The organism is Nocardiopsis sp. MT53 (assembly GCF_019598965.1).
GTDB lineage: Bacteria > Actinomycetota > Actinomycetes > Streptosporangiales > Streptosporangiaceae > Nocardiopsis > Nocardiopsis changdeensis.
On sequence record NZ_CP080599.1, the window covers coordinates 6,518,924 to 6,542,906 of the forward strand.

At 75.4% G+C, this 23,983-nt stretch carries 26 protein-coding genes; 22 read left to right on the plus strand and 4 right to left on the minus strand.

The features are described from left to right. From K1J57_RS29285 to K1J57_RS29295, 3 genes are read left to right on the plus strand one after another with little or no spacing between them, the layout of a single operon-like run. A complete protein-coding gene (locus K1J57_RS29285; protein ID WP_220561928.1) occupies positions 1-531 on the plus strand; it encodes a sigma-70 family RNA polymerase sigma factor in 531 nt (176 codons plus the stop codon). Beyond that, the gene (locus K1J57_RS29290; RefSeq protein WP_220561929.1) at positions 528-941 is read left to right on the plus strand and encodes an anti-sigma factor; all 414 of its coding nucleotides are present in this window, start codon (positions 528-530) and stop codon (positions 939-941) included. Before K1J57_RS29285 ends, K1J57_RS29290 begins: the two co-directional genes overlap by 4 nt. Continuing rightward, positions 911-1,237, plus strand: coding sequence for a hypothetical protein (locus tag K1J57_RS29295; RefSeq protein ID WP_220561930.1), 327 nt, complete (start codon positions 911-913; stop codon positions 1,235-1,237). Before K1J57_RS29290 ends, K1J57_RS29295 begins: the two co-directional genes overlap by 31 nt. Before the next feature lie 12 nt (positions 1,238-1,249). On the opposite strand, the gene K1J57_RS29300 is transcribed toward K1J57_RS29295, so the two are convergent. Both K1J57_RS29300 and K1J57_RS29305 read right to left on the minus strand, forming a co-directional pair. Next, the gene (locus K1J57_RS29300; RefSeq protein WP_255646683.1) at positions 1,250-2,599 is read right to left on the minus strand and encodes a TIGR01777 family oxidoreductase; all 1,350 of its coding nucleotides are present in this window, start codon (positions 2,597-2,599) and stop codon (positions 1,250-1,252) included. Between the two features lie 108 nt (positions 2,600-2,707). Beyond that, complete coding sequence (locus K1J57_RS29305; protein WP_255646684.1) at positions 2,708-3,487, minus strand: alpha/beta hydrolase; 780 nt, start codon at positions 3,485-3,487, stop codon at positions 2,708-2,710. Positions 3,488-3,649: 162 nt separating this feature from the next. Between K1J57_RS29305 and K1J57_RS29310 the strand changes: the two genes are divergently transcribed. The 13 genes from K1J57_RS29310 to K1J57_RS29370 all read left to right on the plus strand — a co-directional run bounded on the left by K1J57_RS29310 (position 3,650) and on the right by K1J57_RS29370 (position 16,709). Then, a complete protein-coding gene (locus tag K1J57_RS29310; RefSeq protein WP_220561931.1) occupies positions 3,650-4,162 on the plus strand; it encodes a TspO/MBR family protein in 513 nt (170 codons plus the stop codon). Positions 4,163-4,355: 193 nt separating this feature from the next. Next, positions 4,356-5,345: a substrate-binding domain-containing protein gene (locus K1J57_RS29315; protein WP_220561932.1), complete on the plus strand. Its 990-nt coding sequence runs from the start codon at positions 4,356-4,358 to the stop codon at positions 5,343-5,345. 46 nt (positions 5,346-5,391) lie between these two features. Then, positions 5,392-6,912, plus strand: coding sequence for a sugar ABC transporter ATP-binding protein (locus K1J57_RS29320; RefSeq protein WP_220561933.1), 1,521 nt, complete (start codon positions 5,392-5,394; stop codon positions 6,910-6,912). A gap of 14 nt (positions 6,913-6,926) precedes the next feature. Next, a complete protein-coding gene (locus K1J57_RS29325; protein WP_220561934.1) occupies positions 6,927-7,937 on the plus strand; it encodes an ABC transporter permease in 1,011 nt (336 codons plus the stop codon). Positions 7,938-7,957: 20 nt separating this feature from the next. Then, positions 7,958-9,046, plus strand: a complete 1,089-nt coding sequence (locus K1J57_RS29330) for a zinc-binding dehydrogenase (RefSeq protein ID WP_255646685.1) — start codon at positions 7,958-7,960, stop codon at positions 9,044-9,046. After that, on the plus strand, positions 9,043-10,251 hold the full coding sequence (locus K1J57_RS29335) for a DUF4380 domain-containing protein (protein WP_220561935.1): 1,209 nt from the start codon (positions 9,043-9,045) through the stop codon (positions 10,249-10,251). The genes K1J57_RS29330 and K1J57_RS29335 overlap by 4 nt, the downstream gene beginning before the upstream one ends. A gap of 71 nt (positions 10,252-10,322) precedes the next feature. Continuing rightward, positions 10,323-11,078, plus strand: coding sequence for an SDR family NAD(P)-dependent oxidoreductase (locus K1J57_RS29340; protein ID WP_220565865.1), 756 nt, complete (start codon positions 10,323-10,325; stop codon positions 11,076-11,078). Between the two features lie 22 nt (positions 11,079-11,100). Continuing rightward, positions 11,101-11,832, plus strand: a complete 732-nt coding sequence (locus K1J57_RS29345; protein ID WP_220561936.1) for a FadR/GntR family transcriptional regulator — start codon at positions 11,101-11,103, stop codon at positions 11,830-11,832. After that, on the plus strand, positions 11,829-12,974 hold the full coding sequence (dgoD, locus tag K1J57_RS29350; protein WP_220561937.1) for a galactonate dehydratase: 1,146 nt from the start codon (positions 11,829-11,831) through the stop codon (positions 12,972-12,974). Before K1J57_RS29345 ends, dgoD begins: the two co-directional genes overlap by 4 nt. A 14-nt stretch (positions 12,975-12,988) precedes the next feature. After that, positions 12,989-13,849: an SMP-30/gluconolactonase/LRE family protein gene (locus K1J57_RS29355; protein WP_220561938.1), complete on the plus strand. Its 861-nt coding sequence runs from the start codon at positions 12,989-12,991 to the stop codon at positions 13,847-13,849. Beyond that, positions 13,846-14,826 (plus strand): sugar kinase, encoded by a 981-nt coding sequence (locus K1J57_RS29360; protein ID WP_220561939.1) that lies wholly within the window; start codon positions 13,846-13,848, stop codon positions 14,824-14,826. The genes K1J57_RS29355 and K1J57_RS29360 overlap by 4 nt, the downstream gene beginning before the upstream one ends. Next, the gene (locus tag K1J57_RS29365) at positions 14,819-15,415 is read left to right on the plus strand and encodes a bifunctional 4-hydroxy-2-oxoglutarate aldolase/2-dehydro-3-deoxy-phosphogluconate aldolase (RefSeq protein WP_220561940.1); all 597 of its coding nucleotides are present in this window, start codon (positions 14,819-14,821) and stop codon (positions 15,413-15,415) included. The genes K1J57_RS29360 and K1J57_RS29365 overlap by 8 nt, the downstream gene beginning before the upstream one ends. A 115-nt stretch (positions 15,416-15,530) precedes the next feature. Then, entirely contained in the window at positions 15,531-16,709 is a 1,179-nt protein-coding gene (locus K1J57_RS29370; RefSeq protein ID WP_220561941.1) for a trans-acting enoyl reductase family protein, read from the plus strand. 9 nt (positions 16,710-16,718) lie between these two features. Here the strand turns inward: K1J57_RS29370 and K1J57_RS29375 are convergent, their stop codons facing one another. Next, positions 16,719-17,555 (minus strand): sulfite exporter TauE/SafE family protein, encoded by an 837-nt coding sequence (locus tag K1J57_RS29375; protein WP_220561942.1) that lies wholly within the window; start codon positions 17,553-17,555, stop codon positions 16,719-16,721. Positions 17,556-17,620: 65 nt separating this feature from the next. Here K1J57_RS29375 and K1J57_RS29380 point away from each other — a divergent pair, with 65 nt between their 5' ends. Continuing rightward, positions 17,621-18,400, plus strand: a complete 780-nt coding sequence (locus K1J57_RS29380) for a helix-turn-helix transcriptional regulator (RefSeq protein WP_220561943.1) — start codon at positions 17,621-17,623, stop codon at positions 18,398-18,400. A gap of 108 nt (positions 18,401-18,508) precedes the next feature. On the opposite strand, the gene K1J57_RS29385 is transcribed toward K1J57_RS29380, so the two are convergent. Then, complete coding sequence (locus K1J57_RS29385; protein ID WP_220561944.1) at positions 18,509-19,180, minus strand: GntR family transcriptional regulator; 672 nt, start codon at positions 19,178-19,180, stop codon at positions 18,509-18,511. 102 nt (positions 19,181-19,282) lie between these two features. Between K1J57_RS29385 and K1J57_RS29390 the strand changes: the two genes are divergently transcribed. The 5 genes from K1J57_RS29390 to K1J57_RS29410 are packed head-to-tail and all read left to right on the plus strand — an operon-like array spanning position 19,283 to position 23,981. Next, positions 19,283-20,041, plus strand: coding sequence for an HpcH/HpaI aldolase/citrate lyase family protein (locus K1J57_RS29390; protein WP_220561945.1), 759 nt, complete (start codon positions 19,283-19,285; stop codon positions 20,039-20,041). Next, entirely contained in the window at positions 20,041-20,838 is a 798-nt protein-coding gene (locus K1J57_RS29395; RefSeq protein WP_220561946.1) for a carbon-nitrogen hydrolase family protein, read from the plus strand. The genes K1J57_RS29390 and K1J57_RS29395 overlap by 1 nt, the downstream gene beginning before the upstream one ends. A 4-nt stretch (positions 20,839-20,842) precedes the next feature. Then, positions 20,843-21,958 (plus strand): C4-dicarboxylate TRAP transporter substrate-binding protein, encoded by a 1,116-nt coding sequence (locus K1J57_RS29400; protein WP_220561947.1) that lies wholly within the window; start codon positions 20,843-20,845, stop codon positions 21,956-21,958. After that, the gene (locus K1J57_RS29405; protein ID WP_220561948.1) at positions 21,955-22,566 is read left to right on the plus strand and encodes a TRAP transporter small permease subunit; all 612 of its coding nucleotides are present in this window, start codon (positions 21,955-21,957) and stop codon (positions 22,564-22,566) included. Before K1J57_RS29400 ends, K1J57_RS29405 begins: the two co-directional genes overlap by 4 nt. Then, positions 22,563-23,981 (plus strand): TRAP transporter large permease, encoded by a 1,419-nt coding sequence (locus tag K1J57_RS29410; protein WP_220561949.1) that lies wholly within the window; start codon positions 22,563-22,565, stop codon positions 23,979-23,981. Before K1J57_RS29405 ends, K1J57_RS29410 begins: the two co-directional genes overlap by 4 nt. Positions 23,982-23,983: the final 2 nt, after the last annotated feature.

The following is a 23,983-nucleotide window of genomic DNA, read 5'->3' on the forward strand; positions in this document are numbered from 1 at the left end:
ATGGACCCGCACGGCCCCGGCGGGCGGGCGGGTCCCCGGGAGGACCTGCTCACCGCGCTGCACGCGGCGCACGCCGACAGGCTGCACCGGTACGTGCTGCGGCTGACCGGCGACGTCCCCCTGACCCAGGACGTGGTCCAGGAGACCCTGCTGCGCGCCTGGCGCCGTCCCGAGGTCATGGCCCGCGAGGAGGGCGCCGTCCGGGCCTGGCTGTACACGGTCGCCCGCAACCTCGTCATCGATGAGAGGCGCAGCGCCCGGCACTCCCGCGAGCTCACCACCGACCGGCCGCCGGAGAGCCCCCAGGCCGACCGCAGCCAGGCGGTGCTGGACGCGTGGCTGGTCTCGGACGCCCTGTCCGCGCTGTCCGCCGAGCACCGGGCCGTGGTCGTGGGGGCGTACTACCGCGGCCGGTCGGTGGAGGAGCTCGCCGCCGAGCTGCGGATCCCGGCGGGGACCGTCAAGTCCCGCCTGCACTACGCCCTGCGCGCCATGCGCCTGGCCCTCCAGGAGAAAGGAGTCTCGCCATGACCTCCCCGGTGGCGGGCGGGGGCGACCCGTACCGCGAGTGGGACGGCGCGTACGTCCTGGGCGCGCTGAACCCGCGGGAGCGCCGCGAGTTCGAGGAGCACCTGCTGGTCTGCGGCTCCTGCCGGGAGGCCGTCGCGGAGCTGGCCGGCATGCCCGGCCTGCTGGGCGCGGTGCCCGCGGAGGAGGCCCTGGCCGCGGCGGACGGCCCGCCCGCGCCCGGGGCGCCGGACGCCGTCCCGCTGGCGTCGGTGGCCGCGGCGGCCCGGCGGCGCCGGAACCGGGGCCGGGCGCTGCTGGCGTCGGTCGCGGCCGGCGCGGTCCTGGCGGCCGGGGTCGGCGGCTGGGCCGCGGGCCGGGGGCGCCGGAGCCCGCCGCGCCGGTGGCGCAGGCGCCGCGGACCGTCGAGCTGAGCCCGGTGGGCGAGGTCGAGCTGCGGGCGTCGGTGACGGTCACCCCCACGGCCTGGGGGACCCGGTTCGACTGGACCTGCGACTACCCGGCCAGCGGCGGGGACGAGGGCATCGTGTACACGCTCGTCCTGGTGGACGAGGAGGGCGGGCGGTCGACGGCGGCCACGTGGTCGTGGTCGGAGTCCGGCTCCCCCTCGGGGCTGGGGGCCTCCACCGCGCTGCCCCTGGACCGGATCGACAGCGTCGAGATCGGCCTGGCGGGGACCGAGGGCGCGCTGGCCTCCGGCCGGGTGTGACCCGACCCCGGGTCAGGACCGCACGGCGCGGCCGAACAGGTGGGCCAGCGCCCCCTCCAGGTACGGGTACCGGAACCGGTGGCCCGCCGCCAGCAGGCGGGTGGGCACCACCCGCTGGTCCGCCAGCGCGACCTCGTCCGCGCCCTCCCGGCCCAGCACGACCGCCGGGGCCCAGCCGGGGACGGGCAGGAGCGCCGGGCGGCGCAGGGTGCGGGCGAGGGTCCGCGCGTGGTCGGCGCCGCGCACCGGGTAGGGGGTCACCCCGTTGACGGGGCCCGACAGGTCCTCGTCGAGGACCGCGCGCACGTAGACGTCGGACAGGTCATCGGCGCCGATCCACGACAGCCACTGCCGCCCGTGGCCGATCCGGCCGCCCAGCCCCGCCTCGAACAGCGGGTACTGGAGTCCCAGCACCCCGCCCGCCGGGGTCTGCACGATGCCGGTGCGCACCTGGACGCACCGCACGCCCGCGGCGACGGCCGGGCCGGTCGCCGCCTCCCAGTCGGCGACCAGGTCGGCCAGGAACCCGTTGCCGCGGGGGCTGTCCTCGGTGAGCACCTCGTCGCCGCGGTCGGGCCCGTAGTAGCCGATCGCGGAGGCGGTGACGAGCACGCGCGGGCCGCCGTCCCCGGCCCGGGCGGCGACCAGTTCGGCCAGTGCCCGGGTGGGCCCGACCCGGCTGGCGCGCAGCGCGTCCTTGTGCCCGTCGGTGAAGCGGCCGAACAGCGGCTCCCCCGCCAGGTGCACCAGGGCGTCCACTCCGTCGAGCAGGTCGGGGGCGGGCGCGGCGGGGTCCCAGCGCCGTTCCCCGGCGTCGCGCGGGTCGCGCCGCACCAGCCGGACCACCCGGTGGCCGGAGGTGGTGAGCAGCGCGCACAGGTTGCGGCCGACCAGGCCGCCCGCCCCGGTGACGGCGACGGTCACCGGGCGGCCCGACCAGGCGCGGGAGCGCTCCAGTGCGGCCAGGTCGTCGGCGAGCTGGGCGTGCCGGTAGGCGAACATGGGACGCAGCACCGCGTCGGGCAGGGAGGTGGCGACCCGGTCGACGACGCGGGTGCCGTCCCCGTCCTCCTCGAAGTCGTGGGCGTGCGTCCACCGCAGCACCGCCGACAGCGGCGGGGCGGCCAGCCGGTCGGCGAAGCGGCGGGGCGGGTCGTAGCGTTCGGGCAGGTGGGCGGCGACCCAGCGCAGGCCGCCGGGGAAGGTCAGCACCGCCGTCCCGTCGCGCAGGGAGTCGGCCTCGGCGGTGAGCCGGACCGGCTGCCAGGGCGGGCCCAGGCGCGCGAACGCCCCCGGCCGCCCGTGCCAGGCGAAGACCTCGTCCCGCGGTGCGGGCACCACGCTCTCGTACCGGAAGACCATGCCGCTCCTCGCGTCGTCGCCTCGCGGCCTCGCCGCCTGTGGACACGCTAGCGCGGGAGCGGCCGCAGTCCAGCGGACGGGCCGGGCGGGGCCCGATCCGCCGGTTCCTCAGTCCCGTCCCTGTCCCGGGTCCTGTGCGAGGAAGGCGGTCACGGCCTCGGCCAGGGCGCCGCGGGCGTCGGTGTCGGAGATCCGGGCGGTCCCGTCCCCGGACTGGTCCCCGTAGGCGCCGAACTGGGCGTGGTTCATGCCGTCGATCTCCACGCTTTCCGCGTCGGCGGGCAGGTGGGGGCCGTTGGCCTCGATCGTCGCCGGGTCGGATAGGGCGTCCTCGCTACCGGAGACGGACAGCACCCGCAGGTCGTCGCGGTCGGCCAGCCCGGCCCCCTCGGTGGCGTAGGAGCCCCACAGCACGAGCCCGGCCGGGGCGAGGTCGGGGTCGCCGCCGGCGTGGGAGGCGGCCATGGCCCCGCCGAGGGAGTGCCCGCCCAGGTACCAGCGGTCCACGCCCTCGCCGTGGGCGGCCGCGGCCTCGTCGGCGCGGTCGGGGTCCAGGACCGCGAAGTTGAGGGGCATCCGGGGGATGACCACGGTGACCCCGGTGTCCTGGACGATCGGCGCCCAGGACGCGGCGTAGGCCTCGGCCTCCACCCGGGCGCCGGGGTAGAACACGACCCCGGTGCCGTCCCCGCCGTCGGCGGGGGTGAGGACGACGGCGTCGTCGGCGATCTCGGTCCGCACCCCGGGCAGCGCGAGGGCCTCCCCCAAGGGGGCCGGCTCGGCGCGGTAGGCGTTCAGGCCCCAGGCGGCGAACCCGCCGACCGCCGCGGCCAGGAGGGCGAGGACGACCGCGGCCGCGATGAGCGTCCGGCGCAGCGCGGGGCTCACCGGGGCCCTCCCGCGGTTCCCCGGAGTCGGGAGCCCGTCACTTTCAGTGATTCGATCATCGCTTTTCGTGGATTTAGCACGGAATCCAAGATACTTTCTTGTCAGGACTTCCGGTGACGGACACGTCCGCCGCCGGTGCACGCCACGACCCCGGAGGACTCCATGGGAACCGCAGCACCCCGCGACACGGACCCGCGCCCCTCGGTCCCGGCCCAGGCCGCGGCGCTGGCGGTACTGCTGGCCGCGGCCTTCGGCAGCGCCCTCGTCGGTGTCCTGGCCAGCCCCGACACCGCCGGCGAGTACGCGAGCCTGACCCGGCCCGACTGGGCCCCGCCCTCCTCGGTGTTCGGCCCGGTGTGGACCGTGCTGTACGCCGCGATCGCGCTGGCGGGATGGCTGGTGTGGCGGCGGGGAGCCCTGCGCGGCACCGCCCTGGCCCTCTTCGCGGGGCAGCTCGTCCTCAACGCCCTGTGGACGCCGCTGTTCTTCGCCGCGGGCCTGCGCGGCACGGCCCTGGTGGACATCGTGCTGCTGCTCGCGCTGATCACCGTGACGATCGCGGCCTTCCGGCGGACCTCGGCCGCCGCCGCCCTGCTCCTGGTCCCGTACTGGGCGTGGGTGGCGTTCGCGACCGCGCTCAACGCCGCGATCTGGTGGCTCAACCGGGGCGCCTGACCCCCGGGAGGCCCCGCGGCACACGGCACCCCGCCGCCCGCCGCGGGGCCTCCCCATGCCCCCGAGCGCCCGAAAAAATAATTAATTACTATTTATTCTTGACGTTACCTGGGCCACTCTGACATGCTCATCCGCAGTTGAGGAAGGCGTTCGCGCAGGTGAGCACGTACGCCCTACGCCAAGGAGGTCCCCCATGGGCAGACGGCCACCACAACGGCCGCTCGCCGCTCTCGCCGCCGTCATGTGCGTGCTGGTGCTCGCCGGCTGCGGCGCCCGGCTCGGCGAGGACGGGCGCATCGGCGTCGTCTACATGGACGCCCAGGGCTTCTACGCGGGGGTCCGCCAAGGCATGCAGGACTACGCCGAGGGCTCGGGCAGCGAGATCCAGCTGCTGGAGCTCAACGCCCGCGGCGACGCCTCCGAGGAGAGCACCTTCGTCGACATCGCCTCCTCGGCCGACGTCGACGCCCTGGTCCTGTCCCCGGTCTCGGCCACCGCCTCCATCCCGGCCGTGCGCCTGGCGCACGAGAGCGGGGTGCCGGTGGTCTGCTACAACACCTGCATCGAGGACGAGGCCGCGCGGGAGTACGTCACCTCCTACATCCTGGGCGACCCCCACGAGTTCGGCCGCCTGCTCGGCGAGGCCGCCGCCGACCACTTCGAGTCCGAGGGCGTGGACGACCCCTCCATCGCGGTCCTGAACTGCGAGTTCGTCGAGGTCTGCGTACAGCGCCGCGAGGGCTTCGAGGAGGCGCTCTTCGACCGCCTGCCCGACGCCGAGATCGTCGCCAACCAGGAGGGCGCCACCATCGACGAGGCCGTCGACGTGGGCGAGCGCCTGCTCACCGCGCACCCCGACCTCGACGCCTTCTACGGCGAGGCCGGCGGCGCCACCATGGGCGCGGTCCGCGCGGTCACCAACCGGAACCTGGCCGGGGAGGTCGTGGTCTTCGGCAGCGACATGTCCACCGACGCCGCCCGCGCGCTCGCCGACCACCGGATCCTCAAGGCCAACGTCGACATCTCCGGCACCGCGGTCGGACTGCTGGCGGGCGAGACCGTCCAGCGCATCATCGCGGGCGACGCGCCCGAGGAGTTCGTCACCCCGGCGCCGATCGACCTCTACACCACCCCCGAGGACGGCCAGGAGTGGCTCCAGGCCCACCCGGACGGCATCCCGTGACCGGCCCCCGTCCCACCGCCCGTCCCGTCCCACCCGTGGAGCACCCATGAGCGACACCCCAGCCGCGGCGGCGCCCGACACCGAGGTCGTGGCCCGCGTCCGCGGAGCCACCAAGAGCTACCCCGGCGTCACCGCCCTGGACGGCGCCGACTTCGAGATCCGCGCCGGAGAGGTCCGCGCCCTGCTCGGGCGCAACGGCGCGGGCAAGTCCACCCTGATCCGGCTGCTGTCGGGTGTGGAGGCGCCCGACAGCGGCGACATCGAGATCGGCGGCACCCCGCTGGCCGGCGGCGGCATCCGCCGGGCCGCCGAACTGGGCGTGGGCACCGTCTACCAGGAGCTGAGCCTGGTCCCGGAGCTGTCGGCCGCGGAGAACCTCTACCTCGGCTCCTGGCCGGGCGGGCGCGGCCGCATCGACTACGCCGCCATGCGCGCGGGCGCCGAGGAGGTCTTCGCCGAACTCGGCGTCGACATCCCCCCGAGCACCCGGGTCGGCGAGCTGCCGCTGGCACAGCAGCAGCTCGTGGAGATCGCCCGCGCCTTCCGCGCCCGGCCCCGGCTGCTCATCCTGGACGAGCCCACCAGCGCCCTGGCCGCGGCCGAGGCCGAGACCGTGCTGGAGGCCGTCGCCCGCGTCGCCTCGCGCGGGGTGGGGGTCATCTACGTCAGCCACCGGCTGGACGAGATCCGCCGCGTCGCCGACACCGTGACCGTCATGCGCGACGGCGCCGTCGTGGAGACCGTCCCCGTACGGGGCGCCACGACCGCGCACATCGTCTCCCTCATGCTGGGCGAGGGCGGCGGAGAGGAACAGGCCCCTCCGAAGCGCCGCACCCGCACCGGGGACACACCGCTGCTGGCGGTCCGCGGCCTGTCGGTGCCGCCCAAGGTCGAGGAGGTCTCCTTCGACCTGTACCCGGGCGAGGTCCTGGGCCTGGGCGGCCTCATGGGCTCGGGGCGCACCGAGCTCCTGCGGGCGCTGGCCGGGTTCGCCCCCTCCAGCGGCACCGTGGAGGTGGACGGGTCGCCGGTGGCGCGCCCGACCCCGCGCGCCATGCGGCGCCTGGGCGTGGGCATCACCCCCGAGGACCGCAAGGGCGAGGGCGTGGTCCCCCTGCTGGGGGTCTCCGAGAACATGGTCATGACCTGGTTCGGGGGCGCCTCGCGGGCCGGCACCGTGCTGCCCTCGCGGGTGTCCTCCATCGGCCGCGACCTCATCGACCGGCTGTCGATCAAGGCCGCCGGCCCCGACACCCCGATCGTCAACCTCAGCGGCGGCAACCAGCAGAAGGCCGTCATCGGCCGGTGGCTGCACGCCGGGAGTCGCATCCTCCTCCTGGACGAGCCCACGCGCGGCGTGGACGTGGAGGCCAAGGCGCAGATCTACGGCATCGTCCGCGAGCTCGCGGAGCAGGGCGCGGCCGTCCTCTTCGTCTCCAGCGAACTGGAGGAGCTCCCCCTGGTGTGCGACCGCGTACTGGCCCTGCGCGCGGGGCGCCTGCACGGCGAGTTCACCGGCGAAGACATCACCCTGGACAACATCATGGCCGCCGCGATGGCGGCGTGAACGGCGAGGTAGCAATGACCACCACCACCAAGGTCACCGGCGCGGCGGTCCCTGCCCGCGGCGACTTCATCGGCCGCCACGGCCACCGCCTCAACGAGATCGGCCTCCTGGCCGCCATCGCGCTCCTGTACATCGTCCTGGGGCTCACCGCCTCCGGGTTCCTGAGCCTGGACAACCAGCTCGGTCTGCTGCGCAACGCCGCCACCATCGGCATCGCGGCCTGGGGCGTCACCCTGGTGATCATCGCCGGGGAGATCGACATCAGCATCGGCCCGGCCGTCGCCTTCGCGTCCGTCATCGTCGCCACGGGCGCCACCGAGTGGAACCTGGGCGTGATCGGCGCCATCCTGGTCACCCTGGCCATGGGCGTGCTGTGGGGCGCCCTCGCCGGGTGGCTCAGGGCCCGGTTCAACGTGCCGTCCTTCATCACCACGCTGGGGCTGTGGAGCGTCCTGGGCGGCATGGCCCTGTACATGACCGACGCGCTGCCCGTCCCGCTGCCCGAGAGCGCCCTGCTCGACGTGCTCGGCGGGTCCGTGCTCGGCATCCCCACCGCCGCGCTCGTCATGCTGGCCCTCTTCGGCGTCTTCGCCTACGTCGCCAAGTACACCGCCTACGGGCGCTCGGTCTACGCCATCGGCGGCAACGCGGCGGCCGCCCAGTTGGCCGGCCTCAACGTCACCCGGGTCCGCGTCCTGCTGTTCGCGACCACCGGCCTGCTCGCCGCGATCACCGGGGTGCTGCTGGCGGCCCGCCTGGGCTCGGGCAACGGCGGCGCCGCCGCCGGCCTGGAGTTCGACGTCATCGCCGCCGTCGTCATCGGCGGCACGGCGCTGGCCGGCGGGCGCGGCTCGCTCGGCGGCACCTTCCTGGGCGTCGTCTTCATCACCGTCATCGCCAACGGCCTGGTCCTGCTCGGGGTCAACTCCTTCTTCCAGGACGTGGTGCGCGGCCTCATCATCGTCGGGGCCGTCCTGATCAACGTCGTCATCAGCAGGCGCAGCGCCGCCAACCGGCTCGCCTAGCCCGAACGGGGGGAACAACAGTGAACACGAAGGACTCCGGTCCCCTGCCCGCCACCATGCGCGGGGTGCGCCTGCCCGGCGACTCCACCGCGGTCGTGGACACCCTGCCCGTGCCCGAGCCCGGACCGGGCCAGGTACTGCTCAGGGTCGGCGCCTCGGGCATCTGCGGCAGCGACATCGGCTACATCTACCGCGAGCACAAGACGCACCGCGGCATCGACGGCCCCGCCTACCGGGGCGTCGTGGCGGGCCACGAGCCCTCGGGCACGGTCGTCAGGACCGGCCCCGGGTGCCGCCGGTTCGGCACCGGCGACCGGGTCATCGTCTACCACATCGCGGGCTGCGGGCTGTGCGACAACTGCCGCCGCGGCTACATGATCAGCTGCACCGACCCGGGCCGGGCCTCCTACGGCTGGCAGCGCGACGGCGGCCACGCCGAGTACCTGCTGGCGGAGGAGTCGACCCTGGTTCCTCTGCCCGACGAGCTGTCCTTCGTGGACGGCGCGCTCATCGCCTGCGGGTTCGGCACCGCCTACGAGGGCCTGCGGCGCATCGGCGTCAACGGCGACGGCGACCTCCTGGTCGTGGGCCTGGGCCCGGTCGGGCTGGCCGCGGGCATGATCGGCCGCGGCATGGGCGCCGCCCGCGTCATCGGGGTGGAGCCCGCCGACAGGCGCCGGGAGTGGGCCCGGTCCCTGGACGTCTTCGACGCCGTGGCCTCCCCGGAGGAGGCGGCCGAGGAGATCGGCCGGGTCACCGCCGGGCGGGGCGCGGCCACCGCCATCGACTGCTCCGGCTCCCGCGCGGGCCGCTCGCTCGCCCTGGAGGGGGCGGCCGAGTGGGGCCGGGTGTCCCTGGTGGGCGAGGGCGGCACCCTGGAGACCGAGGTGTCGGACACCCTGCTGCACAAGCAGCTCACCCTGTACGCGTCGTGGGTGACCTCGCTGCCCGCCATGGCCGAGCTGTCGGTCAACCTGGTCCGCTGGGGCCTGTCCCCCGAGCGGGTGGTCTCGGACCGCTTCGAGCTCTCCGAGGCGGACGCCGCCTACCGGCTGGCCGCGGGCGAGAGTCGGGGCAAGGTGTGCCTGGTCAACGGTGAGGCCGCGTGAGCGGCGTCGGGGTCCGCCGCGAGGGCGCGGGGGCGCACGAGCGGATCGTCCTGGACAACGGGGCGGTCCGGCTGACGGCCGCCCCCGGCCTGGGCGGGCGCCTGCTGTCGGTGCGCTTCGGGGGCCGCGAGCACCTGTACCGCAACCCGCGCCTGCTGGACGCGGACCTGCGGCCCGTGGAGGGCGTGGAGCTCGGCCCGGTGGACGGGCCGATGAGCGTGTGGAACAACGTGGGCGGGGACAAGACCTGGCCCGCGCCCCAGGGGTGGGACGGGCCCGGCCAGTGGGCCGGTCCCCCCGACCCCGTCCTGGACTCGGGCGCCTACACGGCCGAGACCGTCACCGCCCCCGACGGCTCCGCCGTGCTCACCCTGACCAGCGGGGACGACCCGCGGTCGGGGCTGCGCCTGCGCCGCCGCATCACCCTGGAGCCCGGCACCGCCGGGTTCCGGCTGGACCTGGAGGCGGCCAACACCTCCGGCACCGCCCGCCGGTGGGCGCTGTGGAACGTCACGCAGATCGACGGCTCCGGCGCCGGCCCGGACGCGGGCGGCGTGTTCGTGGGGGTGGGCGGGCCGGGCCCGCACACCGTCCCGCTCGTGGCTGGCAACGGCAACCCGGAGGTCCTGGGGCACGCCCCCGGCGTCCTGCGGGTCCCCGCCCAGGACGTGGTGGGCAAGGTCGGCTTCCCCACGGCGACCGGGTGGCTGGCCCACGTGGGCGCCGCGGGCACCCTGACCCAGCGCTTCGCCGTGCACGGGGAGGCCGAGTACCCCGACTCCGGGTCGCGCGCCGAGGTGTGGCTGGAGGCGCCGGTGGAGCGGCCGCTGGAGCACCTGGGCGGGCTGTGCCCGGTCGACCGGGTGACCGAGGTCGAGGCGCTGGGCCCCCTCACCGACCTGGCGCCGGGCGCCGCCACGGCCCTGACCATCGCCTTCGGCCTCGGCACGGGCACGGGGCCCGTCGCCGGGGTGACCCCGGACGGCTTCTGGGGGGAAGTGCCCCACTGGGCCGGGCCGGGGACCTCGCCCGCCCGCCTGGCCGGGACGTTCACGGCCCTGCGGGCCGGCTCCCTCGTGCACCGGGCGTCCGGCACCGAGCTCGCGCGGGCCCTGCCCGGCGAGCCCGTCCGGTTCGACGCCCCGGTCCCCGGGGCCGGGGCGGACACCCCGACCGACGTGGACTTCGCCCCGGAGCAGCGGTGACCGGACCGGCGCCCCGGGGGGACCGGCGCCCGCCGGGCGCACCCACCGACCGACCAGGAAACGGAGTGAGCATGACGGACGGCAGGCACACGGGGGCGACCGCCGTGGTGACCGGTGCGGCGCAGGGCATCGGGGAGGCCACCGCGGCCCGCCTGGCCGCCGAGGGCGCCTCGGTGGTGCTGACCGACCTGTCCCCCGCCGTGGAGGAGGCCGCCGAGCGCATCCGCGCCCGCGGCGGCCGGGCCCTCGCGCTGCGGGCCGACGTGGCCGACGAGGCCTCCTGGACCCGGGTCGTGGACCGGGCCCGCGCCGCCTTCGGGCCGGTGGGGGTCCTGGTCTCCAACGCGTACACCTTCGAGCAGGCGCCCGCCCACGAGACCTCGCTCGCCTCCTGGGAGCGCCAGCTCTCGGTCAACCTCACCGGCGCGTTCCTGGGGGTGCGCGCCTGCCTGGAGGACCTGTCCGCGTGCGGCGGCAGCGTCGTCATCACCTCCTCGGTGCACGCCTGGTTCGGCCTCCCGGGGCGTCCGGCCTACGCCACCACCAAGGGCGGGCTCACCGCCCTGACCCGCCAGCTGGCGGTGGAGTACGGGCCGCGCGTGCGCGTCAACTGCGTGCTGCCCGGCCCCGTGCTCACCGCCGCCTGGGAGGGGGTGGGCGAGGAGGACCGTCGTGCCAGCGTCGAGCAGACCGCGGCGGGCCGCTTCGGCGACCCCGGCGAGGTCGCCTCCGTCATCTCCTTCCTCGCCTCCGCGGAGGCCTCCTACGTCACCGGCGCGAGCCTGCCGGTCGACGGAGGGTGGAGTATCTACAAGGCGTCGTCGTAAGGCGCCCGGAACGGAGGATGTGATGGCGGCCTACTCGGGGCGCGGTGTGCACGGCCAGACGGTGCGGTTGCTGGGGGAGCGCGTGCTCTCCGGCCGGATCGGCGAGGGGGAGACGATCGACCTGGCCGCGCTCAGCGACGAGCTCGACCTGAGCCTCACCGCGATCCGCGAGGCGATCAAGGTCCTGGCGGCCAAGGGCCTGGTGGGCTCTCGGCAGAAGAAGGGGACGTTCGTGCGCCCCCGCGGCGACTGGAACCTGCTCGACCCGGACGTGGTCCGGTGGCAGATCGCCGCGGGGGCCGGCGACGTCTTCTTCCGCGACCTGGCCGAGCTGCGCGACGCGCTGGAGCCCGCCGCCGCCCGGCTCGCCGCCGTGCGCCGCACCGACGCCGACACCGCCGAGCTGCGGGCCGCCCTGGAGGAGATGGCCCTGACCGCCGACGGCCCGGCCGAGGAGGCCGTCAGCGCCGACCTGCGCTGGCACCGCGCCCTGCTGGCCGCGACGCACAACGAGCTGTTCACCCGCACCGACGTCTTCTTCGCCGCGGGGCTGTCCGAGCGCGACCGCCTGGTGCACGGGGGCGCCCACAAGGACCCGGTGCCCAGCCACGGCGCCGTCACCGACGCCGTGGCCGCCGGGGACCCCGCCGCGGCCGAGGCCGCCATGCGCTCCCTGCTCGCCCAGGCCCGGGAGGACCTGCTCCGCGTCACCGAGGACGACGCGCACGAAGACGATCTGGAGAGACCGCAGTGAAGATCACCCGTATCGAGACCTTCCTGGTCCCGCCCCGGTGGCTGATGTGCCGGGTGGAGACCGACGAGGGGGTCGTCGGCTGGGGCGAACCCGTGGTGGAGGGGCGGGCCGAGACCGTGCGGGCCGCCGTCGGGGAGCTGTCCGACCTCCTGCTGGGCCAGGACCCCCGCCCCATCGAGCACCACTGGCAGCGCCTCACCAAGGCGGCGTTCTACCGCGGCGGCCCGGTGCTCTCCAGCGCCGTCGCGGGGCTGGACCAGGCGCTGTGGGACATCGCGGGCAAGAGCCTGGGCGTCCCCGTGCACCGGCTGCTGGGCGGCCCGGTCCGCGACAGGGTCCGCGTGTACGGCTGGGTCGGCGGGGACGACCCGGCCGAGCTGGCCGACGCCGTCGCCGAGCGCGTGGAGTCGGGGCTGACCGCCGTCAAGATGAACGCGGCCGGGATCGTGGGCCGCTCCGCCACAGTCCGGGAGATCGACGGCATCGTCGAGCGGCTGGCCGGGGTGCGCGAGGTGCTGGGCCCGGACCGGGACGTGGCCGTGGACTTCCACGGCCGGTTCAACGCCGCCACCGCCCGCCGCGTCCTGCCCCTGCTGGAGCCGCTGCGCCCGATGTTCGCCGAGGAGCCGGTGCTGCCCGAGTACGGGCACCTGCTCGCCGACGTGGTGCGCAGCAGCCCGGTGCCGATCGCCACCGGCGAGCGGCTGTTCGGCCGGAGCGAGTTCCTGCCCGCGCTCCAGGCGGGCATCGCGGTCGCCCAGCCCGACCTCTCCCACGCGGGCGGGATCTCCGAGGTGCGCCGGATCGCCTCCCTGGCCGAGACCTACGACGCGCTGCTGGCCCCGCACTGCCCGCTGGGGCCGCTGGCCCTGGCCGCCAGCCTTCAGGTCGCCTTCGCCACGCCCAACTTCCTCATCCAGGAGCAGAGCATGGGCATCCACTACAACCGGGACGCCGAACTGCTCGACTACGTCCTGGACGCCGGCGTCTTCGCGTTCCCGGACGGGCACATCCACCGCACCGAGGCCCCCGGCCTGGGCGTGGAGGTGGACGAGGACGCCGTGCGGCGGGCGGACCGCACCGGCCACCGGTGGCGTCCCCCGGTGTGGAGCCACGCCGACGGCTCCTTCGCGGAATGGTGAGGGGGGCGGAGCACATGACGGTCGAACCGTGGAGCGCGGACCGCTTCGAACTGGGCGAGGGGCTGCGCCTGCACGGCCCCGACCTGCTGATGGTGGACATCCTCACCGGCCGGCTCCTGCGGCTGGACCCCCGGGAGCCCGGACCCGCCGGGACGGTCGCCGCCCTGGACGTCCCGCTGGGCGCGGTGGCGCCCGTCCGGGACCGGCCGGGCGCGTACGTCGCTGCGGCGGGCACCGGCGTGGCGCTGCTGTCCGGGGGCCGCGTGGCACAGTGGCTGGCCCGCCCCGAGGACGGCGCGGCCACCCCGATGCGGATGAACGACGGCTGCTGTGACCCGCACGGCCGGTTCTGGGCCGGGTCGATGGCCTACGACGGCACCGCCGGCGCCGGGTCGCTCTACCGCGCCGACCCCGGCGGCCGGGTCACCCGGGTCCTGGAGGGCTACACCGTGCCCAACGGGCCCGCGTTCACCCCCGACGGGACCCGCATGTACCTGGCCGACAGCGCCGCGGGCCGCATCGACGCCTACGACGTGTCCGCGGACGGCGAGCCCGGACCGCGTACGGTCTTCGCCCGTACGGACCACGGGAGCCCGGACGGGATGCAGGTCGACGCCGAGGGGCACCTGTGGGTCGCGGTGTGGGGCGCCGGGCGGGTCCACCGCTACGACCCCGACGGGGCCCTGGAGCGCGTGGTCGAGCTGCCCGCCTCCCAGCCCACGAGCGTGTGCGTCGTCGAGGCCCCCGAGCCGAGGCTGTTCGTCACCTCCGCCTCGACCGGCCTCGCCCGCCCCGGCCCCGGCGACGGCGCCGTCTTCTCGGTCCCCGCCGACGTCCCCGCACCGCCGGCCCGCGCTTTCGGAGGGAACCCGTGACACCGCAGATCACCTGTGTCGGTGAGACCATGCTGCTGCTCACCGCGGCCGAGCCGCTCCCCCTGGACCGGTCCCCGCTGCTGTCCATGGGCGTCGCGGGCGCCGAGTCCAACGTCGCGTGCGGCCTGGCCGCCCTCGGGCACCGCGCCGCCTGGCTGGGCGGGGTGGGCGACGACCCCTTCGGGCGGATCGTCGTGGAGGGCCTGCGGGAGCGGGGCGTCGACGTGTCCGGCGTGCGGGTCGACCCCGACCGCCCCACGGGCCTGTTCGCCAAGGACGCGGCGCCGACGGGGAGCACCGTCCACTACTACCGGGCCGGGTCGGCCGGGTCGGCGCTCGGCCCGGAGGACGCCGGGCACCCGCTGGTGCGGGCCGCGGGGGCGGTGCACCTGTCGGGGGTGACCCCGGCGCTCTCCCCGGGGTGCGACGCCCTCGCCGAGAGCCTGCTGTCCGACCCCGCGCTGACGGTGAGCTTCGACGTGAACCACCGGCCGCGGCTGTGGGGCCCCGGCGAGGCGGCCCCCCGCCTCCTGGCCCTGGCCCGCCTCGCCGACACCATCTTCGTCGGCCGGGACGAGGCCGAGGCGCTGTGGGGCACCCCCACCGCCCGCGACGTGCGCGACCTGCTGCCCGAACCGCCCCGGCTGGTGGTCAAGGACGCGGGGAACGGCGCCACCGAATTCGAGGGCGACCGCGAGGTGTACGTGCCGGCGCCGCCGGTGGAGGTGGTCGAGCCGGTCGGCGCGGGCGACGCGTTCGCCGCCGGGTACCTGGCGGGGGGCCTGCGGGGCCTCGACGCCCGGGGGCGCCTGCGCCTGGGGCACCTGTGCGCCGGGCGCGTCCTGCGGGTGGCGGGCGACCTGGCCGCCCCTCCCCCGGCACGGCTGGTGGACGAACTCTTGGCGGTCCCCGACGAGCGGTGGACCGAGCGCGCTGCGGCGGCCGCGGCCGCCGCGGGAGGAGGAGCAGATGAGTGACGAGGGCCTGGACGGCCTGTTCGAGGGGCACCGCGTGCTGGCGATCCTGCGGGGCATGCCGGTGGAGACCACGGTCGCGCTGGCCCGGCGGGCGTGGGAGCTGGGGGTCACCGCGATCGAGGTGCCCGCGCGCGACGAGGCCGGCCTGGAGGCGCTGCGCGCGACCGTCCGGGCCGGGGCCGAACTCGGCCACCCCGTGGGGGCCGGCACGGTGATCACCCCCGACCAGGTGCGCGCCGTGGCCCGCGCCGGGGCCGCGTTCACCGTCGCGCCGGGCTTCGACGCCGAGGTCATGGCCGCGTCGGAGGGGTCGGGCATGCCCCACCTGCCCGGCGTGGCCACGCCGACCGACGTGCAGGGCGTGCTGCGGGCGGGAGGGCGCTGGGTGAAGGCCTTCCCCGCGACGGCGCTGGGCACCGAGTGGTTCCGCGCCATGCGCGGGCCCTTCCCCGACGTGCGGATCGTGGCCACCGGCGGTATGGACGCGCACAACGCGCGGGAGTACCTCGGCGCCGGAGCGCGCATGGTGGCGGTCGGCTCCGCCCTGTCCGACCCCGAGCAGATCCCGCTCCTGGCCGGACTCGTCTGAGCCGGGCCCCGGGCCCGCCGGGCGCCGCCGCACGGGTTCGGGCGGGCCGGTGCGGCGGGCCCGGGCGCCCGCTGCCAGACTGGGCGGCGCAGCCGACCGATCCCGGGGAGTCACGGTGGAACGCGACCACGACCTCGTCCTGTTCGGCGCGACCGGGTACACCGGCGCGCTGACCGCCGGATACCTGTCCGCGCACCTGCCCGCCCGGACGCGGTGGGCGCTGGCCGGGCGCGACCGGGACAGGCTCGCCGCGCTGCGCGAGCGCCTGGCCGCGCAGGCCCCCGGGACCCCGCCGCCCGACCTGCTGGTGGCCGACGCGAACGACGCGGGATCCGTGCGCGCCATGGCCGCGTCGGCGCGGGCGGTCGTCTCCACCGTCGGCCCCTACTCCGTCCACGGCGCGCCCCTGGTCGCGGCCTGCGCCGCGGAGGGCACCGACTACCTGGACCTGTGCGGGGAGCCGGAGTTCGTCGACCGCATGTACGTCGAGCACCACGCCGCCGCCGTGGAGAGCGGGGCGCGGATCGTGCACGCCTGCGGGTTCGACTCCGTCCCGCACGACCTGGGCGCCCTGTTCACCGTGCAGCGGCTGCCCGAGGGCGTGCCGCTGCACGTCGAGGGGTTCGTGCGGGCCAAGGGCACCCCGTCCGGGGGGACCCTCCATTCGCTGCTGGGCGCGTTCGCCGACCCCGGCCGCACCCTGGCGGCGGCCCGGGAGCGGCGCCTGCAGGAGGAGCCGCCCGCCGGGCGGCGGGTGCGCGTGGACCGGCGGGGCGTGCCGCGCACCCGCCTGGCCCGGGGGTGGACGCTGCCGATGCCGTCCCTGGACCCACAGGTGGTGGTGCGGTCGGCGGCCGCGTCGGAGCGGTACGGGCCGGACTTCTCCTACGGGCACTACGCGGCGTTCCTGCGCCCGGCCAGTGCGGCCGCGGCGGTCGCGGGCGTGGGCGGGCTGCTCGCGGCGGCGCGGGTGCCCCCGCTGCGCGAGCGGCTGCTGGCGCTGCGCGCCCCCGGCGAGGGCCCCACCCCCGAGCAGCTGGCCGCGGGCTGGTTCACGGTGCACTTCGCGGGCCGGGGCGGCGGGCACCGGGTGTACACGCGGGTGTCGGGTCCCGAGCCCGGGTACGCGGGGACCTCGGTCATGCTCGCGGAGTCGGCGCTGTGCCTGCTGTACGACGACCTGCCCGCGACCTGCGGCCAGGTGACCCCGGCGACGGCCATGGGCGACGCCCTGATCGGGCGGCTGCGGGCCGCCGGGTTCGGGTTCGAGGTGCTGGACGCCGCCGGGGGCTGAGGGCCCGCCTCAGACCAGGAGCACGGCCACCAGGGCGAGCACGAGCAGGACCACGAAGGCGACGGCGTGCACGCGGTCCGGGACCCGGCCCACGTGGCGGCGGGCCACCGCGATGGCGGGCAGCGAACCGGCCAGCAGCAGCCCCGCGGCGACCAGGTCGACCGACCCGGCGTACCCGGCCCCCGCCCCGCCGCTGCCCAGCAGCACGTAGACCGCGGTCCCGGCCAGGGCGACGGGCAGGCTGAGCGGGTTGGCCATGGCGGTGGCCTCCAGCATGGGCAGCCCGCGGCGGCGCAGCAGCGGGACGGTCATGACGCTGCCGCCCACCCCCAGGAAGCCGGTCACCGCGCCGATGCCCGCCCCGACCACCGGGGTGGACGCGCGGCCGGGGGTCCGCGGCGCCTCCCCCGCGGGGCGGGCGAGGAAACCCCTGCGCAGCAGGCTGTCGGCGATGGTCACCACCAGGTAGGCGATGAAGAGCACGTGCTGGACCTCGCCCCCGGCCAGCGTGGCGGCCCACGCCCCGGCCGCGCTGCCCAGGCCGATGTAGGCGGCCAGCGGCCACAGGTGTTCGCGGCGCAGCCGCCCGGCCCGGTACTGGGCCCAGGTGGCGACCGAGGAGTTGACGACCATGACGGCAGTGGAGGTCGCCACGGCCACGGCCATGGCGTCCGCCTCCGGGCCGCCCCGGGCCGCCGTGACGGCGTAGACGACCGGGACGGTCACGAAGCCGCCGCCGAAACCGAAGGCCACGGTGGTGAGGCCGCTCAGGCAGCCCAGGGCCAGGAGCAGGAGGAAGGAGGTGAGCACCCGCTCCACGGTACGGGCGGGGCGGGTGGCGCGCATTCGGTGAAGCGACAGGAACGATCGCCGAACGGACACGGCGGGCCGGACCGGTAGGGTCCGGTGCCGTGCGCAACATCCCCGTCTCCGAGGTGGAGGACATCGACCGGCCGGTCCTGGCGATCGGCACGGACTACCCGCCCGGGTTCGTGCTGGCCCGGCACCGGCACCGCCGGGCCCAGTTCCTGTACGGCGCCACCGGGGTGATGCGGGTGCGCACCGGGGACGGCGCGTGGACGGTGCCGCCGCAGCGCGCCGTGCTCGTCCCGGCCGGGACCGCCCACGAGGTGACGATGGAGGGCGTGAGCACCCGGAGCCTGTACCTGGAGCAGGCCGCGGTCCCCTGGTTCCCCGAGCGCTGCCAGGTGGTGGAGGTGTCGCCGCTGCTGCGCGCCCTGGTGTCGGAGGCGGTGGACATCGAGCCGCACTACGACGGGCGGGGGCGGGACGGGGCGCTGGTCGGGCTGCTGCTGCACGAGCTGCGGCGGCTGGTCCCGCTGCCGCTGGACCTGCCGCTGCCGGTCCACGAGGGGCTGCGGGCCCTGTGCGAGGAGTTCCTGGAGGCTCCCGACGTGCACGACCCGCCCGCGCGGTGGGCGGCGCGGCTGCACGTGGGCGAGCGGACGCTGCACCGGCTGTTCCGGGCCGAGACCGGCATGGGGTTCGCGCGGTGGCGGCGGCGCGCCTGTGTGCTGCGCTCGCTGCCCGCGCTGGACCGGGGCGAGCCCGTCGCCCGGGTGGCCGCGGACCTGGGGTACGGCAGCCCGGCGGCGTTCTCGGCGGCCTTCTCCGCCCTGCTGGGCGCGCCGCCCCGGGACTACCGGGCGGCCGGCCGCCCGGTCCCCTGAGCCGGGCCGTTCGCGGGCACGCCGCGGGGCCGTGTCGCGGGATCGGGCCGCGCGCCCGCGAGCTGCCGGGTGGGGTCCGGGGCGTGTCCCCCGCCGCGGGCGGGGCCGTCAGCCGGGGAAGGCCCGCACGACCTCGGGGACCTCGCGCAGGTGCGTGGCGAGGACGGCCACGGCAGCCTCGCCGTCGTGCTCGGCCAGCCGGTCGGCGATCATCCGGTGCTCGCGCTCGATGGTGTCCAGGCGCTCGGGGGCCTCGGTGATGGTCCGCACCGACAGGCGCACCTGCCGGGGGCGCATCGCCTCGTACATCTCGGCGAGGACGGCGTTGCCGCGGTGGCGGACGATCGAGCCGTGGAAGGCCTGGTCGAGGCGGGCCATCGTGTTCCAGTCGCGTTCGCGCCCGGCGGCCTCCATCGCCTCGATCAGCCCGCGGGCGTCGGCGGGGGCCCCGCGCCGGTGCCGGCAGATCTCCGTCGCGGCGTGCGACTCGATGACGAAACGGGCCTGGTAGATCTCCTTCATCTCGGTGGAGGTGACGACACGGACCTGCGCGCCGCGGCGCGGGACCAGCTCCACGAAGCTCTCGGCCTGAAGCCGGTGGAGGGCCTCGCGCACGGGAGTGCGCGAGGTGCCGACCTCGCCGGCCAGCGCCACCTCGTCGAGGAACTGCCCCTCGGCGTACCTTCCCGAAAGGATGGCCTCGCCGATCCATTCGTAGGCGCGTTCGCGCGCGGAACGCCTTACGGTGCCGGGGTTTCCGCTGTTCGCTTGTTCTTCCACCTTCCCACCCTACCTTTGCACTCGGTGGATGCACCATGTATACATGTTGTCCACAGCACAGGATTTCATGCTGTGGATCACAGTCGTTCGGCAAGGAGCAGTGTGAGCGCGCAAGGAGACAAGAGGCACGCCGTCTGGTTGACGGAGCCCTCGACGGCGGCCGTGGAGATGGCCCACCTGGCCGGATTCGGCACCGTCGTCCTCGACATCGAGCACGGCCTGTTCGACCTGGCGGCCCTGGACTCCCTCATCCCGTTCATCCGGGCCAAGGGCATGGACGTCATCGCCAAGGTCCTGGGGCCCGAGCGCGGCCCGATCCAGCAGGCCCTGGACTTCGGGGCGACCGCGGTGGCGATCCCCCACGTGGAGTCGGTGGAGCACGCCGCCCGGGTCTGCGGGTACGCCAAGTTTCCCCCTCTGGGGGACCGCTCCTTCGCAGGTGGGAGGACCTCCGGCTACCGTGGCTTCACCGACGAGTGGGTGACGCGGCAGGACCGGGGGACGCGCTGCTACCCGATGATCGAGGACGCCTCGGCGTTCGCCGACATCGAGGCCATCCTGGAGCTGCCCGTCGTCGACGGCATCTTCATCGGCCCCTCCGACCTCTCCCTGCGCCGCGACCGCGGCGCCTACGGGGTCACCGAGGCCGACCTGGACGACCTGCGGCACCTGGCCCGGGCCGCCCGCGCCGCCGGGAAGCCCTGGGTCCTGCCCGCCTGGAGCCCGGCGGAGCAGCGCCTGGCCGTGGAGGAGGGGGCCGCGACCATCGTGACCACCATGCAGTACGGCGCCATGTTCGCCGGATTCACCGGGGCGATCGACGCCCTGCGCACCATCGAGAACGACCTGAGGAGCCGTTGATGACCCTGAACGTCGCCGTCGCCCAGTTCGCCCCCACCGAGGACAAGGGCGCGAACCTGGCCGAGATCGAACGCCTCCTGCGCGAGGCCGCCGCCCGCGGCGCACGCCTGGTCGTCCTCCCCGAGTACGCGGTGTACACCGCCCCCGCCATGGACGACCGCTTCGTCGACAGCGCCGAGCCCCTGGACGGCCCCACCGTGTCCCGGCTCCGGAAGCTGACCGCCGAACTCGGCGTCTTCGCCATCGCCGGCGTCAACGAGACCGCCGGGCGGGGCCGCATCCACAACACCCTCGTCGCCCTGGGCGAGGGCGAGGTCCGCGCCGTCTACCGCAAGGTGCACCTCTACGACGCCTTCGGCTACAAGGAGTCCGACCGCGTCCTGGCCGCCGACCCGGCCGCGCCCGAGCTGCTGGAGGTCGACGGGTTCACGGTGGGCATGCAGACCTGCTACGACCTGCGCTTCCCGGAGACCACCCGGACCCTGGTGGACGCCGGCGCGGACGTCGTCGCCCTGCCCGCCGAGTGGGTCCCCGGCCCGCTCAAGGAGTACCACTGGAACACCCTGCTGCGCGCCCGGGCGATCGAGAACACCGTCTACGTCCTCGCCGCCGACCAGAGCGGCCCGACCGGCTCGGGCAACAGCGCGGTCGTGGACCCCATGGGCATCGCCCTGGCCTCGCTCGGCGAGGCCCCCGGCGTCGGGACGGCCGTCCTGGAGCGGTCGCGCCTCGACGCGGTCCGCAAGGCCAACCCCGCCCTGTCCCTGCGGCGCTACCGCGTGACACCAGCGAAGTGACGCCATGAAGGCATTCGGATCCCACACCCCGAACAGGGTCCGGCGGCGGCTCCGGTGGGCCGCCGCCGGCGCGGCCCTGGCGCTCACCGCGACCGCGTGCTCCGGCACCCCCGGCACCGACGGCACCTACGTCCTGCACTACACGACGTACTCCAACTCCACCTCCGACCAGTCCCGCGCCATCCAGCGGTGGGCCGAGGAGGTCGAGGAGGCGACCGGCGGCGGCGTCACCGTCCGCTTCCACTACTCGCAGAGCCTGGTGGGCGCGGACGAGTCGGTGCAGGCCACCCTGGACGGCCGCGCCGACATGGCCCAGGTCGGCTCCATCTACGCAGCCTCGGACCTGTCCATGTTCACCGTCATCGAGCTCCCGTTCGAGACCAAGAACCCCGAGGTGCAGATGACCGCCATCGAGCGCCTCTACGAGGAGAACGAGGTCTACCGGGAGGACTTCGACCGCCAGGGCGTGCGCCTGCTCTTCCCCCTGCCGCTGGGCATCGCCGCGGTGGGGCTCCAGGAGGAGGCGGACGACCTGGACGACCTGCGCGGCCGGAGCGTCCGGGCGGGCGGCCTGACCTCCGAGGTCATGCTCGCCGCCGGGGCCAACCCGGTCGCCATGACGGCCAACGACATCTACGAGTCCATGTCCCGGGGCGTGGTGGACGGCTACACCTCGCTGGCCATCGCCAACCTGCCCACCTTCGGCCTGTCCACGAGCACCCCGTACGTCATGGACCCCGGGATCGGGGCGTACTCGTCCTCGATCGTGGTCATCAACGAGGAGCTCTTCCAGTCCATGCCGCAGGAGTACCGCGACGCCCTGACGGAGGCCTCCTCCTGGGGGATCTCCCACGGCCTGGAGGAGATGGACGCCCTGGGCGGGACCGCCTGCACGGAGCTGAAGGAGTCCGGGGCGCGGTTCTCCTCGCTGCCCGAGGACCAGGTGGCCGAGCTGCGCGACGAGGTGGACGCCGCCGAGACCTGGGTCGCCCGCTACGAGGAGCGCGGCTACGACGCCCGGTCGGTCCTGGACGACTACCGGCGGATCATCGCCGAGGAGACCGCGTCCTCCGACTACGCCGACCCGCTGATCGCCTGCATGGAAGGGGAGGACGCATGAACCGGCTCCGTCCGCCGCGGCCCCTCACCGCCGTGTCGACCGCCCTCGGCCTCGCCGCGGGCCTGCTGCTGCTCGCCCTGATGCTGCTGACCGTGGCCGACGTGGTGAGCCGCAACGCCCTGGGCCGTTCGATCCTGGGCACCGTCGACATCTCCACGCTGCTCCTGGTGATGGTCGCCTTTCTGGGACTGGCCGCCGCCGAGATCGACGGCAGGCACGTCTCCGTGGGCCTGATCGAGGCGCGCCTGGGCGAGCGCACCCGGACGGTCCTGTCGGGCCTGCGCGCCCTCCTGCTGCTGGTCATCGGCGGGCTGATGGTCTGGGGCCTGGCCGAGGTGCTGTTCAGCGCCGTCGACCGCAGCGAGACCACCAACGACATCCTGCGCCTGGCGACCTGGCCGGCCAAGCTCGTCCTCTTCGTGTCCTTCCTGCTGTTCTTCGCGGCGGCCGTCTGGCGGGAGGTGCTCGAACTCCGGGCCCGCCTGTCCGGCGAGGCCTCCGGGGACGCGGTGGCGGACCTGGTCGAGGCGGCGGGCGTCCCCGAGGCCGCGGACACCGCCCCGGAACCGGTGTCCGCGGCCCGCCACGACGAGGAGGTCGGACGATGACCGGAGGAACGCTCCTGATCCTGCTCGCGGTGGTCGCGGTCTTCCTGGGACTGCTCGCGATCAGGCTCCACGTCGGGCTCTCGCTCATGCTGGCGGGCCTGCTCGGCATCGTGCTCATGCGCAGCACCGACGCCGCGGTCAGCACGGTGGCCAACCAGCCCTACTCCACGGCCGCCGACTACTCGCTGACCATCATCCCGCTGTTCATCCTCATGGGCGTGTTCGCCGTGCACGCCCGGCTCGCCCAGGCGGGGTTCGACCTCGCCTCCCGGGTGCTGCGCCGCCTGCCGGGCGGCACCGCGCTGGCGTCGCTGTCCGGGTCGGGGCTCTTCGCCGCCGTCACGGGCTCCAGCGTCGCCACCGTGGCCACCATGGCGCGGGTGTCCACCGACGCCATCGTCAAGGCCGGGCACGGCCTGCGCCTGGCCGCGGGCGTCGTCTGCGCCGGGGGCACGCTCGGCGTGCTCATCCCGCCGTCGATCGTGCTGGTGCTGTACGGCGTGGTGACCGAGGAGAACATCGGGCAGCTGCTGCTGGCGGGCATCGGCCCGGGCCTGCTGACGATCCTCGTCTACGCGGTCACCATCATGCTGCTCGTCGCGGTCGGCAAGCGCCGCCGGGCAGCGCGCGCCGCGGAACGCGAGAAGGTCGGGGCCGCGGCGCCCGGCTCCGCGGGCTCCCCCGCGGCGGCCGCGGACGGCCCGGACACGGACGCCGCGCCCGCGACCGGCCCCGAGGGGAACCGCCCCCCGCCCCTGGACCTGGTCGGCTTCGGCTTCCTGGTGGTCATCTTCGCCGTGTCCATCGGCACGATCTACCTGGGCGTGGCCACCGCCACCGAGGCCGCCTCGTTCGGCGCCGTGTCGGCGTTCGTCATCCTGCTCCTGCGCACCCGCCCGCCCCGGTGGATGCGCGTGGTGAAGGAGTCGGTGACCGAGGCCGTCGGGCTGACCGCCATGACGTTCCTGCTCATGGTCGGCGCCGGGGTGTTCACCTACTTCCTCGCCCTGTCCGGGGCGAGCACCGCGGTGGTGAACGCGGTCCTGGCCGCGGACCTGCCCCCCTACCTGGTCCTGGTGCTGTGCCTGCTGGTGCTGCTGCCGCTGGGCATGTTCCTCGACGGGATCTCCATGATCCTCATCGCGGGGCCGCTGCTGCACCCGATCCTGGTCGGCTACGGGTTCGACGGCATCTGGCTGGGCGTGCTCATCGTGAAGGTGGCCGAGATGGCGCTCATCACGCCGCCGGTCGGCATGAACGCCTTCGTGTACTCCGGCGCCGTGCCCGAGGCCGGGCTGGGGCGGATCTTCCGCGGCATCGTGCCCTTCATCGTCGCCGACGTCGTCGTCGTGGCCATCCTCATCCTCGTCCCCGAGATCACCACCTTCATCCCCTACCTCTCCAGCGCGCAGTAGGC